Genomic DNA, 13635 nt, shown 5'->3' on the forward strand with positions numbered 1-13635 from the left:
AACTTGTTAGTCCAACCAACATGGCTCTTATTGATAGAAAAGCATTTCTGAAAAAAATATCTCTGCTGGCTGGAACATCCATTATCGCTGGATCTGCCTTCGCTACCGGACCGTTGTGGCAGAAATCCACGATCAAACTGGGTTTTGTTACCTATTTGTGGGGGAAAGACTGGGACCTATCTACTCTGATTAAAAATTGTACGGATACAAAAATACATGGCGTGGAGTTGCGGGTGGATCACGCCCATAAAGTGATGCCTGAACTTAGTGCGGTACAAAGGCAGGAAGTCAAAAAGAAATTTGCTGATAGCCCGGTTCAACTAATTGGTCTTGGTACAAATCAGCAATTTGATTTTATGGATCAAGGTCAGCTGAAAGCATCCATTGACCGGACAAAAGAGTTCATTCGATTGAGTGCTGATGTGGGTGGTTCGGGGGTAAAAGTGAAACCCAATGCCCTTCACAAAGAAGTTTCTACCGAAAAAACGCTTGCCCAAATAGGGGAATCTCTAAACGAGCTTGCCCGGTATGGCGCAGATTTTGGGCAACAAATCAGACTTGAAGTACACGGTGAAGAAACGCAGGAACTGCCCATTACGAAAAAGATTATGGATATAGCCGTCCACCCTAATGCCACCATTTGCTGGAATTGCAACCCGCAAGACCTGAATGGCAACGGTTTCACCTATAACTTTAACTTAGTAAAAGATCGTTTTGGCGCCACCTGCCACGTCCGCGAGTTGGACAGGACCGACTATCCTTACCAGGAACTTCTAACCGAACTGGTAAAAATGAATTATAAAGGCTGGATACTACTCGAATGCCACACCAATCCGGACGATAAAGTAAAGTCAATGAAGGCACAACGGGCGGTCTTTGATCGGATGATTGCCGCCGTTTGATTTATCTTATACTGAATCAAAAAGTAGGATGGCTTTGTGAATGATCTTACCGGCAATTGATGCTGATTTAAGCTGCTTGATTACAGTATATTACAGGGTAGATCAATGTCGGAAATACCCTTCTATTAAGCCAATTCGTCTGTACCAAGATAGGGTAGGCCCCCGAGAAAAAACAGGTTACCCTAACCGCGAAAATAGGTATCGTCTCAAAAGGACTTGTAAATCCGTTGCTCACCTAAACGGCTCCAATCAATTAGTTTTTTGCGAACGAGACTGCCCTTGGACATGAGAAAAAGGGTTGAGGTAGACTCGTATATACCATGACGGTCGCCTTACTAGCTAAGTTCGGTCCGGTTCACCTATCATAATCGATGGGCAAAAAAAGCGCCCTGAACAACGTCCTTTCCTCGATGAATCATCGACGACCCTTACCTGACAAACTGCTTCAACTCACATTTCGGACTAGTCCGACTGTTTGGAGAATATATAAGACGCTCACAATGAGATATTAGCTATATTGGCGGGGTCGCCAGAGTGAGGCAATTATACTATTCAACGTCTACATTTCCCAGTAGGCTATCAGTCAGTAATGAACTTTGGGAAACCCAACGGTCACTAAGGCTCTAAGTCAAAAAGTATCCGGCTAACGGGACCACCTCAATCGTGTCACGTTAGAGCGCTTAAACATGAAAGAGATTCATTGATATACTCTCTTATGTCATTGACAGCCTAATTCTCGGCATTCACAACATTTATCGTTTAGGACACTACCGCTCTAATAACTTTACCACGTATTTGTACATGGCAAGAGTAGATTATAAAGCTTAATTGCTATAAAAAGATACAATAGTTTCAACATACTTATTGCACTCATTAGCTTCGATATGCTGGTTTTCGTGCAAAACATTTTTGTGATATGTGTAAAACGTAATTACTGATATAGGCTAAAAACTTATGATTTAAGTAAAACTGTTTTTGCATATTTATAATACAAAAATTGTATGCTACGTAAGGTAACTTTTATCTATCATCCCTTCGTGATGTAGATAGCTGGATTATTAAAAATTTGGCAAAAGCGTCATTATCTAAGCTAATCTAATTTAGGATTTGATCATAAACTACTATCTATTAACCATGGTATGCATTTACCTTATGAATCGTGTTCGTTCTTTTTATGTCACTGATTACTAGTGTACTACTTTAAATAAGACTATCTATTGGAGTTAGGAATTTAGCTTTAGTTGATCGTTTTAAAGGTAATCGGTCATGTCGTAACATTATTATTTTCTTTATCAAAGCTACTAATCACATTGTCTGATTTGTAACATCTTTATCTATAAAATAATGAACCAAAGTTTTATCATCTCTGCTCCTGAAAAGGCTTCAGTTTTAGGGATTATTTTATCCGTGCGGGTAAATGATCTTAAAATTGGTTGGCAAACTAAACCAATAAGTGATTTGATTATGATAAAAGGTGTAAGGGGTTACAGTTGTTTATACTGGAGTGATGGTAGTAAGCAAATGATGGCGTATACTATTAAACATTATGCCGATCAGTTACCAACAAATGACTTTCTACGGGTTCACCAAAATTGCGTTATCAATCGAAAGTTCGTGCAAAAGGCCCAACTAACGCACCGGGGACCTTTGCTACGCTTAGCTACAGGCACTGAAATAATTATCTCCCGACGTCGCTGGACTATGGTAAAAAAAGAACTACAGCATCTTTATGTAGGAGGATAATTGACAAGAGAATAGCTGATCTTACTTGCGGGCTCTTTAAATTACGCTCTTTTTCACGTCTATAACCTGCTTTTATGCCTCCTGCTGCTCGCCTAACCGATATGCATACGTGCCCTCAAGTAACGGGCGTCGTTCCGCACGTTGGCGGTCCTATAGTTGGCCCTGGCTGTCCTACAGTTCTAATTGGTAATTTGCCAGCCGCTCGCGTTGGCGATACGCTTGTTTGCGTTGGCCCACCCGATACCATTGCCAAGGGTTCTGCAACGGTACTCATTGGTGGTGCCCCGGCTGCCCGCTTAGGTGATCTTACAGCTCACGGAGGTACGATTATACTTGGTTTCCCAACGGTGATGATCGGCGGCTGACGACCGACAGGAATCCATATGATGAAACAGGAACTAATCAGGTATTTATGAACGACGTATCCCCTTTTTTTATAGATTATTTTCTATTGCTCCTGGTTGCTCTAGGAATGGCAGTCGCATCTGTGTGGCTTAACCGCAAGAATGAGCTGATGAGTGAGCGTCGGTTGCTGCTGATCATACTGATTAGCGCGTTGATTCTTGCCATTCCGGGTTTTTTTGGCTTGATTGGGTTACAATTTATTCCAGTGTATTATGTAGTTGTACAGGTGTTTAGCTTATTGATGGGTATTCTTTTTCTACGCCGAATGCTAACCGATATGGGACCGGCCTTTACAACGAAACCTACCTTTGTCATCTTGTTGACCGGAAGCATAGTGTGTTTCGGAGCTGCGTTGTTTATACCTTTGTTTAACTATTTGAGCAGTATTCGGTATGGCATCCTTCCATATGATCTATGGGCTGGAACCTGCTTGTTGCCTTTCGTTCTTCCCCTTGTATTTGCCTACACGTTCAGCGCTTTGGTGGTAGTGCCAAACGAGATATATAAACTGTGGTATTATCCCCGGCATGCTGAGGAAGTAGTAATGGAAGGGTCTGATTATTACCATCTGATGTTATTGGAAATTCAAATAAATAAAGATCCAAGCCGAAAAGCCCCCCCCGTCAAAGTAAAAGCCCGAACGACTGGAGACGTTGCTTTTGGTACGTGGTTTCAAAAATTTATTGATGACTACAATCATAAATTCCCGAACGACCCGATTCAGATTTTCGATGATACAGCCCATGAATACGGGTGGTTATTTTACAGCCTTAAGCCGTCGCTTTTCCGTCTGCGGTTGTATATTGATTTTGAACAGACAATAGCCCAAAACAACCTGCGTGAAAATCACCTGATTGTCGCCAAGCGAGTGGAAGAAATTAGTTAACTGCCTATGTTATTTCCTAAAAACCACCTGCCGGTAAACTGGGTCGACGGTATGAAACTGTCGCAGCAGCATTTCGTAGAAACGGACCATCAAGTTCAGGACTTGGTACGCGATTCTATTTCCTTATTTCTCACCAGTTATAATTATGGCTTGTTGCCTCCGGTCAAAGGCACTTCGGTGGCTCATGAGTTTGATTTACTGGAAAAAAATAGCGACCACGTCGAGGTTCGATTATACCGATGTAATGCCATCACTCAGGGAGGGTGCCGCATTGCGATTAATCCGGACGTGCTAAAGTTTACGGTTCTAACGGCCTCGTTTGAGATTACAATGACTGGAGATGATCAATACCGTCCCGGTTACGATATTGTCCTGGTGGTGAATCCTTTCGAGAAGGTGCCCGTTGGCAACCCAGATCCGGAAGAGTCACCGTTGCGGCATCCTTACACGGAATACGGGTATCAACTCATGGTGGTTTCTTCTCAGCAAGTCAACGCCGACGAACTGGGCCATCATCATTTAATTATCGGGAAAGCGATTTACCAAGAGGGCCACTATATTATTGATAGCCAGTACATTCCACCCTGCGCTTCTGTTGGCAGTCACCCCCGGCTGATTCAGTATTACAAAAATTTCGGTTGGGGCCTGAATGAAATTCAGGTTAGTTCGTTCAAGATTATCCGCAAGGTATTCGACCAGCCGCATCCGTCAGATATTGCCCGCCATGTACAAGGTCTCTGCAACCGGATACTGGACTACTTGGCTACGGTTTTTTTCCATTACCGAAACATGGACCATCAGCACCCTCCGGTGGTCTTGGTTGGGTATTTCGCTAACCTGACCAGCATTATTTACACGGCTATATACTGTTTACCGAGTCGGCAGAAAGAAGAACTGTTGCATTATTTTTACGAGTGGACAGATGTAACGCCGGGACAGTTTGAAGAGTTACTCTTGCAATTACTCGAACACGATTACAACCATCATCAAATCGGCGTTTCGATGCATGCGATCGAGCAGTTTTTAGGCGTCTTTACTAAACTCTGGAACAAACTTAGTACGCTCGAATATATCGGGCAGCGGAAAGATACGATTCTGGTGCGTGAGGAGGCTCCCATCCAGATCGCGCCCACCCGGCGGGGCTGGAATATTCTGGACTGATTGGCAGGCCGGTGTCAGCGTCGAAGTATCGAAAATTGTCGTAAATCAGTCCGGCTTCGCTATCCTCAAATTGACCGATTCCCAAGAAAGTATGCTTATGAGCGGGGCCAGTCAGATTGCGCTTTTTGCCAAATAGACACCATTGCCATTCCCAGACACGATCGCCCTGCTCATTATGCAGCGACAGAGGCTGACCTGCGTAATTGCAAACCAAACTGTACATGTTCTTACCAATCTGAAGCATTGTCGGCTCTGCTGTATCTGCTGTGTACCAGGTTAATTGAACCGGCTCGCTGTCGGGTGTCTGGTGCCATTCATGCAACAGGCGCTTCCCATCCCAGGCCCATTCCACTTTATGGTCGGCGCTGGTCTTCCCGATACGTCGTCCGAGGGCATCATAGGCGAACGTAATAGGCTGGTTATCGGGTCGAATAACCCGCTGTAAGGTGCCCGATTCGTGCCACTGGAACTGCCATACCTGCCCGGCGACCCGTTTTTCCCGCAGGTAACCTTCTGCATCGTAATAAAAACGGATTGCGCCGACGGTTATCACCTGCCATCCCCGCTCAACGGTTTCAGGGGCCGGTTTCAGCAACTGCTGTTGATAATAAGCCCGTTCAGCTACCCAGCGATCCGTCCACCCAGTGGAATAAATGGCTTCTATTGGCTCATTGACCCGATCATATCGAATATTTACTGTCCCGAAACGGGCATCCTGTAGCCGGACAAGTTGTTGGCCATTCCATCCATACGTTTGGGTCCGGGCAGCTTGGAGACTACTTCCCCAGAAAAGCTGGTGGCTGGTTGGCAAAGGCCCTGAACTGTACTGCCAGCGACTCCGCAATCCACCCGGCATTTGGCGCTCGGTTGGGCGACTCAACTGGTCATACGCAAACAGAATTCTCGACTGAGGATGTTGCTGGCTGTTCAGACGACCCAAGTCATCATAGTCGTAGGCGACTACAGCCTGTGCGGATGACTGCAAACTTATCCGGCTACCCACGTTATTATACGCCGACTGAATGACGGTTGGGCCTGAAGTCTCGGTCACGATTCGCCCTAGTGGGTCACGCTCGAACTGAACCAGTGTGGTGGGTGTAGCGGCTTCGATAAGCCACCCATCCGGGCGGTACGTGTAGTGATGCCAACTACCGTCGTTAAACAAGACTTCCGTTAGGCGTCCGGCCGCATCATAATGAAAATGGGTTGAACTGCCGTCGGATCGGGTGTATTCACGTACTCGTCCGGCAGCATCCCGGATAAATTGCCAGTTGAGCCGGTCTGTGCGCCGGAGCCGAATGAGTTGACCGTCGGCGTCATACGTTGGGTGAAATTGCTTAATAGCTTGACTGTCGGTTAAAGAAACAACTTCCGAATGCCCATCCGTTTTGGCGAGTGGTTCCACCGTAGTTTTGTCTGACTGGCTGACGATGATTAGTTGACCCAAAGAGTCGTACTCCCAACTAATCCAGCTGCCTGTTGCCGATGTTTGTGCTTTCCGATTTCCGTAATGATCATACTCCCACTGAATCCAAAGCCCGTTTGCCTGCATCATTTCCTCAAGCAGACCGTCTTCCTGATACGTAAATCTGGTTTCTGCTCCAACCGGATCGGAGTAGGAGAGGAGCCGCCCCGCTTCGTCGTATGTCCACAGCCAGGCCCCATCGGCGCGATCGATCAACGCAATTAATTGCTCGTTGTCGTTATACTGCATCTGCATTTTTCCGCCGTCGGGCCAAACCGTCTGCGTCATATTGCCCCGTTCATCGTACGTAAAGAAAGACGTGTTGCCAAGGGCATCCTGCTCGCTTAGCAGTTCGCCAAATTCACTAAAAAACCAAACCCGTTGACGACCACCCGCGCTGATAAACCGTTGAACGACACCGGCTTCATGTACGTATTGCCTGACCCCGCCCGCCCCATTGGTGACCTGTGTCCGTCCTTCGGCAGATAGGTAGCGAAAGTGTAGCGAAACAGCACTACTTTCCCTTTTTACCTCGGTACACTGGTACTCATTTCCAGACTTTTCATACGTAAAAAAAACGCTTTGGCGAAATGCATCCGTCAGGCGGATAAGCCGATTCTGGCGGTAATTATACTGGGCAGTGCGCTGGCCTTGAACAAGTACCTCTTTCAGATTTTGATCTTCATCATAGTGGTAAGCTACCAATGTCAACCGCTTTAATGATTGGTCAGGTAGTGTAGTCTCCAACCGGTTGATGCGGCCCTGCGGATCGGTTACGACGTCTATCACGCGTTGAAAATCATCGCTTATACGCCGGAGGTGGCCTACAGGGGTATAACTCAACCGGATACGATAGGCTGTGCCAGCCTGTTCAATAGCGGACAACCGGCAAATGCTTCCACTCGGGTTCAAGGCAAAGCGGTATATCAGGCGCTCTGGTGTCTGAAGCCAATAACCATACTCGTCGCGGCTAAGCCGGAGTTTTTCTTTGCGATTCAGAAAATGCTCTCCTTCGGCTAAAAGGGGAAAAATCAGGCCCCGGTTATCAGGCAACCGAACCACCACCCGACGACTACGCCGGTCTTCCAGCAGGGCAAAGTCGTAAGAATGACGCCAGCCGTATCCCAGAGGTCCAGCTGTCAACTGATTATACCGCCAAAAACGGCCCCATTGGAAGGGTACGGGTCCTGGAATTTCCAGATCTATCTGGTCAATCACTATCTCCCCGGACGCAACATCGACAAAGCGCCCGTCGAACGTTCGTTGCACTCCTGGTAAAGCCTGGCAATCATTGGGTTGTAGATCCAATCGTTTCAGGATTTCAGCTAACTGCTCGCTGCTTTCTTCTTCAACAGGTAAGGTGTGGCTAGTTGCCGGGTAAAGCAATCGGCGCAAACCTGAACGAAACACGGGTGATTCCATAACGGACAATTGGTAAATTCTACGCGGTTGATTCTGTTTACATTTGGCCTTTTCGCCATCCTGAACCGAGCAACTGGCTGAGCAATTCATCCGCTTTTCGCCTTTTTTCAGGCGTCTGCTGTTGCTGCCAAAAGGCCCAGCCTATTTCGGGCAGGCGAGCCACCTGGTGTTGTTCAGGGGGTAAGTGCTCTCCTAATTTAAATAACCGAAGATAGTGTGTTTCTGCCAGCTGAGTCCGGCTTTCCCGAGTCTGGGCTACGCCCAATCGGCGGTGGCTCTCCATAGCCAGCAACCATTCCTGTAGGGCTTCGGCTCGCTGACTGGCCAGTTCATACACATCGATGGCGCGTTGCCGCTGGCGCAGTTCCCAATAGACACTACCCGCTCCCAACCAGGCCATGATACTGATTTGGCCCGCAGCCTTGTCGCCCTTGCTGAACAATCCCTCCATCTGATCAATAACCCGATTATAACGGTCGAGCGCTTCTTCGTACTGATGATGATCAACGTAAGCTTGAGCAACGGATAAATGTACACTCCCTTCGAGACCACTCCAGTGTTCCTGTTGGCAAATCAGCAGACAGTTATTGGCAAAATATAGGACATCCCGCAGGTTCCGCTGGGTTATAGCAGCTGACAGTTCGGCATGCCACTGCCGGAACTTCACATCCGGCGCAATGGGCGAACCAAGAGCGGCTAACTGGCGGATTACTTTCTGAAGTTGGAGGTCAATGGGATGTGAATAAACGTCAGCCCCAAAGCGACCGGGTAAGGTTGCGAGTCGTTCCTCGCCAATGGTATCCGCTACCATAATCCGAACATCGGGTGATAAACCACCCAGCAATAAGGCTGTCAGCATCTGGTCCAGAACGATAGTACTTGCGTATGCCTGAGGCAGCAGACACAGTACCAATACGCCGTCGGTATGGACACGAAGCCCTTTCACAAAACGATTTAGAAATCCCACGAACTGGGTCAGATGATCTTCTTTCGACTTACCCGTCTCAGATGACCAATGTATGATCAAGTCACGTTCAGCCAGTAAAGCCACATCGTGGCCGATCAGGTCAGATAGGTCTTCTAATGCCTGCTCAAAATATGACTGCCAGTGCTGAACGGGCGTACGGAGAGTCACGAAAATATCGTTAGAAACGGCATCCGGCCCGGCCTGATCTTGCAGGAAAATATCCAGAAACCAGTCTTCGCCAGGGGCAAACAGCCACCGGCATAGGCGGGCATTGGGCATCCGCCGGAATTCCTGCCATAGCCTTTCCAGAACCGCTAATCGTTGGCTCAGCGGATTCGTTGCAACAAATGGCATAGTCTGATTGAATACATTACAAGGGTAGCTTCATTTAATTGATCATGACTATGGATCCTTTGACCGCCGTCATGCCTGAACTTTTCAGGTTCAAGGTGCCGGTTCCCTCTACATCGGTCATGCTGCCTTTCACACTCATCTGCCCCGTTGCTTCTATTTTTACCTGGGCTCCCTTGATATTTACAGCTTGCTTACCTTCTATTGTAATGGTCGTGCCGGACAGCAATATTTCCGGGGCTTCGACCGTAACTTTGGCCGTGGCCTTAACCAGAATATCTTTTGACGACTGGACGGTTATGGTGCCGTTTCCACTGGGCACGGAGATCAGCACGAAATTTTTCTCGTCTACTTGCAGGTGTATTTCTTTGAGCGTTGGTTTTTCTATAAAGGTCAATGTGCTACCGCTACCAACACTGATGTGCTTCTCTTCTTCGGGTTTGCTGGTGTCAATGGCGCTGTTTTTGCCGTGGGGCAAGGCACCGATGACAAAGGGTCGTTCCGGATCATTGTATTCAAAACCAACCATCACCTGATCGCCAATGGTCGGGACAAACTGGAAACCGCGCGTTTTTTTGTTGTCCTTATGAAGACCAAAGTGGGGGAGGGTCATGCGGATAAATGGAGTAGTCTGCGGACTCTGCATCCAAAGCATCTGAACCTTGACCCGGCCCATTCCTTTGGGGTCCTTGTTGTCAGTAACTTCGCCGATCTGCGTTTGAGCCATTGGGCGGATTAATTTACGCACGGGCATCGCCACGACATTGGCCGGAATAGCCCGGAACCGGTTGTGGTATTGCCCGACACCACTTACGTAATGAACAACATCGGTGACGAGGTAAGCGGCTGATTGACCGCCTTTGCCGGTCGAGGCATCCTTAACAACAATCTTACATCCCGGAAATAAACCGGGGACCTTTGCCTGCCCTTCCATGTATTTTTCTTCGGCGGCCAGGGCTGCTTTTCGATTGTCTCGGTAAGGTGTCATGTCGGCAACGGCCTGTGCCGGATGCGGATTAACGACCCCGCTATCTTCGGGTTTACCGTAGGGCAGCAAGTCCTGTCCCGTCTCGGTTTCCAATCGACGGTTATCTTCCGGCAGATAATCGTAGTGTTTGAAATAGGTTGGCACCGCCCGCACGCCTGTGCGAAACTGAACCAGATTGGCCCCAAACGTTAGCGTCAATGCCGATGCCGTACCAGGACTGGTTGTAAACTGTAATTGACTGCCGTCGTAGTAAAACCACGCCCCGAAATCATAGGCTAGCCGCTTGAGGAAATCCCAGACCGATTCGTGGTAACGAACGCAGAATGGCAATTTGGCCGGTCCGAGCGGAGCCGTTACTTTTTTTGGTTTTGAATATGAACTAAGGCAGGCCGTCACCACATCGGAAATCGATTTGTCGATAAATGTCTGGGTGCCGGGCACTGTCCGTAGGGATTCACAATGGCCGTGACCAGTTAGGGTCATGCGGCCCCAATACCCGTCGTCCTGCTGTCGTAATTCGGTTTGTGTGATGACTCCCTTGAACTCTAGGGGCGATCCAGAGGCATCTCCTTTAATGGTGATGTCGATGGACTTGCGGTGCAACTGATCAAATTGATCCGAGAATAACGTCACTAATTCTTCAATGGCATCGTGTTCAAAAAGTAATCGAAATTCATGTGTCGTATGGATGGACTGTTGCAGGGTCAGGGAGTGGAAGGTCGAGATGCGTTTTCCCTCAATGAGCAACGTAGTTTCAGTAACAATGGAGTAAACGGACATGGCAAAGGGAAGCGAATAGAAGTAAGACTACCCGGCCAGGTTTGCACCTGCGGGAGTAAGTATGGTTGAATTCCAGCCCCGGAATTAACCGCACCGAATGTAAGAAAAGGCTTGTCGATTACCAACCAAATTTGTTTATTGGTTGATATTTGTTGGAGCACGCCGTTATTGAGTTCGTAAATTTCTATGAATCAAGTGTTTTACCGTCTTCCTATCCGTTTTGGTCCATTGATGGCCGGGAAAGAAATGCCGACCTGTGGCGTGGGAGCTTCGATTGCTCAGGTGCTGTATTTGTTACTCCATACCCACTACGGAGAGCTGCGAAGTGACCGTTCGTTCGGCTGCAAAATATGGGATATTGAGTTCGACCGTACGATTAGCAATGGCCGTTGGATTAATTACTTGTGCGACTCTCTCGAAGTTGCCATCTTGCAGCACGAACGCCGTCTGAAAAATCCACGTGTTACGGTACAATTTCAATCCGTTGATCACCGAACTGACGCGCTTCCGGAGGAATACCAACGACTGGCGACCGTGACAATAAACGCTATTCTGGCTGAAACGGAAGAGCCTTTCCGGTTTTCGACCCAATTACACCTGGGTCAGCTTTCGAGCTGATAAAATGTATTTTCTGGTACTCCCACCTAACTTAATGATCATCCATGCCACTGAGTGACCAGCGGTCTTATTTTTCAAAAGAGGCTATCCGACAGCGTTTGTTTTTGCACATCATGCAAATGTGGGGTGTTCAGGATCTGAATCACCTCGACTCGTTCGTTCGGATGCTGATTGATACGCTGGCTAATGAAGTTTATAAAGTCAGTAATGAATTTATGGGCTCAGAGGTGCGCGTGCTGGAGAAGCTGGCCGACCTATTGACGCCGGACCTGCTGACCATTCCCCGCCCGGCCCACGCCATTGTACAGGCTTACCCCGCCGAACCCGTAGTTGAATTACGGCCGGAACAAAGTTTCCTCTTTCAGCAGAAATACGCGTCGCAACTGCTGGGCGAACTAGACAGTTTGCAGGACCTGTTTTTTTCTCCCGTTGAGTCCGTAAAGCTTATCGATGGTCGGGTTGCTTACCTGGCTTCTGGCTCCCAGTTGTATTCAATTCATCCGCAATTGGGGAAACGTCTGGTGGCCCAAACACTGCCGCTACAAAAACTTGCTCCCAAAACGCTCTGGATCGGTTTAGAGCTTAATCCGGCTATCGAATCGCTCGACCGGGTTAATTTCTTCTTTGACTGGCCCAGCGACGTGGATCACCAGACTTTATTTCCACTGCTTCCGTTAAGCAGTTGGCATCTCAACGGCCAGTCCATTTCGACAGATATCGGTCCGGCTTATGAGGAAACCAATCGACGCGTGGTCGACGGTCCGGCCCAACTAATGTCTGAATACGAAATTAGTTACCAGCTCGAAAACGACATCCGTCTGACGTACCATCCCCGCTTTATCCATATTGAGAAAACGAAAGTCGATCATCTGGAGGCTTCTAAGTTGCCTTACCCGCTCGCCTTCGTTGAGGCTTTCGGTCCGGCAAAACTCGAACCCCTGAAAAGCGGTTCGCTGCTTTGGCTACAGGTTACCTTTCCGGCTCGCTTTGATGAAACGGTTCTCGAAAAAATATCGGTCGAGCTCAATGCCTTCCCGGTGTTGAACCGGAAAGCCAACCGGATTCTTTACCGGACGACGGCAAATTACAATCTCCTGCCACTACGAACGGGTCCTTTCGAAACGCTGCTGTTGGTCAGGAATGTTATGGATAGCAAGGAACGGATTTTTTCCCCTTTCCCCTTCCACAAGGCAGACCACATTAGCGAGGGAGGGTATGCTGTTCGTCGGGGTGGAGTCGAGCGATTTGACGTTCGCAATGCCCGCGAACAGCTAACATTTCTGTTAGAATTATTGCGGGATGAGTCGGTCGCCTTTGCGGTCTATGGGCAGGATACTGTGCGGTTATTGCTGACCCAACTTCAGGACCAGATCGAGCAGCTTGAGCGTAAGATTCAGAACACCTCTACCACACCGATAGCCCTTAGTCAGTATGTGCTTTTCAAGCCTTTCGACGAAGGAGATACCATGCAGGTTGACTTCTGGACAACCAATTGTGAATCGGCAAACCGCATTCCGGCTGGCTCGCACTTACAGGCATACAGCACCAGTAGTTTGCAAAACGATAGCATCAAATTGTTGACCACCACTAATGGCGGCCGTAGTCGCCCTTCTGCCCTCCATCGCGTACAGACGTATAGGTACGCGCTCATGACCCATCAGCGTGTTGTAACGCTGGAAGACATCAGGTCCTTTTTTCACCATGAACTGGGGCCTTTGCTGGAATCGGTGGCCATTCGAAAAGGCGTTGCTACGGGCAGCACCCTGAAAGAAGGGTTAATGCGTACAGTCGATATTACCGTGTATCCGGCTGAAGATTGCACCCTGACTCAAACCGAGTGGGGCGTTGTGCTGGACGGTCTTCTCCAGAAATTAATTCAGCGTTCGGGGCAGGTTACTCCGTACCGATTATTTCTAGCTGAAGTGACGCCACATGTTTAGATTTTAT

Annotated in this window: 10 protein-coding genes; 7 read left to right on the top strand and 3 right to left on the bottom strand. The window is 48.1% G+C overall.

The features are described from left to right. Positions 1 to 20 precede the first annotated feature (20 nt). The 5 genes from ACFS25_RS14250 to ACFS25_RS14270 all read left to right on the top strand — a co-directional run bounded on the left by ACFS25_RS14250 (position 21) and on the right by ACFS25_RS14270 (position 5097). A complete protein-coding gene (locus ACFS25_RS14250; protein ID WP_381501951.1) occupies positions 21 to 902 on the top strand; it encodes a sugar phosphate isomerase/epimerase family protein in 882 nt (293 codons plus the stop codon). Positions 903 to 2246: 1344 nt separating this feature from the next. Next, on the top strand, positions 2247 to 2645 hold the full coding sequence (locus ACFS25_RS14255; protein WP_381501954.1) for a LytR/AlgR family response regulator transcription factor: 399 nt from the start codon (positions 2247 to 2249) through the stop codon (positions 2643 to 2645). 74 nt (positions 2646 to 2719) lie between these two features. Further along, on the top strand, positions 2720 to 3010 hold the full coding sequence (locus ACFS25_RS14260) for a PAAR domain-containing protein (RefSeq protein WP_381501957.1): 291 nt from the start codon (positions 2720 to 2722) through the stop codon (positions 3008 to 3010). Positions 3011 to 3057: 47 nt separating this feature from the next. Continuing rightward, a complete protein-coding gene (locus tag ACFS25_RS14265; RefSeq protein ID WP_381501959.1) occupies positions 3058 to 3936 on the top strand; it encodes a TssN family type VI secretion system protein in 879 nt (292 codons plus the stop codon). A 51-nt stretch (positions 3937 to 3987) separates the two neighbouring features. Continuing rightward, a complete protein-coding gene (locus tag ACFS25_RS14270; RefSeq protein ID WP_381501962.1) occupies positions 3988 to 5097 on the top strand; it encodes a hypothetical protein in 1110 nt (369 codons plus the stop codon). On the opposite strand, the gene ACFS25_RS14275 is transcribed toward ACFS25_RS14270, so the two are convergent. Genes ACFS25_RS14275 through ACFS25_RS14285 form a run of 3 tightly spaced genes read right to left on the bottom strand, consistent with a single transcriptional unit; the run spans position 4991 to position 11070 of the window. Continuing rightward, a complete protein-coding gene (locus tag ACFS25_RS14275) occupies positions 4991 to 7984 on the bottom strand; it encodes a DUF6531 domain-containing protein (RefSeq protein WP_381501964.1) in 2994 nt (997 codons plus the stop codon). The genes ACFS25_RS14270 and ACFS25_RS14275 overlap by 107 nt on opposite strands. Before the next feature lie 37 nt (positions 7985 to 8021). Next, positions 8022 to 9305 (bottom strand): tetratricopeptide repeat protein, encoded by a 1284-nt coding sequence (locus ACFS25_RS14280; RefSeq protein WP_381501967.1) that lies wholly within the window; start codon positions 9303 to 9305, stop codon positions 8022 to 8024. A 34-nt stretch (positions 9306 to 9339) separates the two neighbouring features. Then, complete coding sequence (locus ACFS25_RS14285) at positions 9340 to 11070, bottom strand: type VI secretion system Vgr family protein (protein WP_381501970.1); 1731 nt, start codon at positions 11068 to 11070, stop codon at positions 9340 to 9342. Between the two features lie 186 nt (positions 11071 to 11256). Between ACFS25_RS14285 and ACFS25_RS14290 the strand changes: the two genes are divergently transcribed. After that, entirely contained in the window at positions 11257 to 11688 is a 432-nt protein-coding gene (locus ACFS25_RS14290; protein ID WP_381501973.1) for a GPW/gp25 family protein, read from the top strand. A gap of 44 nt (positions 11689 to 11732) precedes the next feature. Next, a complete protein-coding gene (locus ACFS25_RS14295; RefSeq protein ID WP_381501977.1) occupies positions 11733 to 13628 on the top strand; it encodes a hypothetical protein in 1896 nt (631 codons plus the stop codon). Positions 13629 to 13635 lie beyond the last annotated feature (7 nt).

The sequence above is a fragment of the Spirosoma flavum genome (assembly GCF_042686045.1).
In the GTDB taxonomy this organism is placed as follows: Bacteria; Bacteroidota; Bacteroidia; order Cytophagales; family Spirosomataceae; genus Spirosoma; species Spirosoma flavum.

What these genes read in the sequence shown, in the direction of transcription:
- ACFS25_RS14250 (WP_381501951.1), top strand. Translation starts at nt 21, where the DNA reads ATGGCTCTTATTGATAGAAAAGCATTTCTGAAAAAAATATCTCTGCTG.
- ACFS25_RS14255 (WP_381501954.1), top strand. Translation starts at nt 2,247, where the DNA reads ATGAACCAAAGTTTTATCATCTCTGCTCCTGAAAAGGCTTCAGTTTTA.
- ACFS25_RS14260 (WP_381501957.1), top strand. Translation starts at nt 2,720, where the DNA reads ATGCCTCCTGCTGCTCGCCTAACCGATATGCATACGTGCCCTCAAGTA.
- ACFS25_RS14265 (WP_381501959.1), top strand. Translation starts at nt 3,058, where the DNA reads ATGAACGACGTATCCCCTTTTTTTATAGATTATTTTCTATTGCTCCTG.
- ACFS25_RS14270 (WP_381501962.1), top strand. Translation starts at nt 3,988, where the DNA reads ATGAAACTGTCGCAGCAGCATTTCGTAGAAACGGACCATCAAGTTCAG.
- ACFS25_RS14275 (WP_381501964.1), bottom strand. Translation starts at nt 7,984, where the DNA reads ATGGAATCACCCGTGTTTCGTTCAGGTTTGCGCCGATTGCTTTACCCG.
- ACFS25_RS14280 (WP_381501967.1), bottom strand. Translation starts at nt 9,305, where the DNA reads ATGCCATTTGTTGCAACGAATCCGCTGAGCCAACGATTAGCGGTTCTG.
- ACFS25_RS14285 (WP_381501970.1), bottom strand. Translation starts at nt 11,070, where the DNA reads ATGTCCGTTTACTCCATTGTTACTGAAACTACGTTGCTCATTGAGGGA.
- ACFS25_RS14290 (WP_381501973.1), top strand. Translation starts at nt 11,257, where the DNA reads ATGAATCAAGTGTTTTACCGTCTTCCTATCCGTTTTGGTCCATTGATG.
- ACFS25_RS14295 (WP_381501977.1), top strand. Translation starts at nt 11,733, where the DNA reads ATGCCACTGAGTGACCAGCGGTCTTATTTTTCAAAAGAGGCTATCCGA.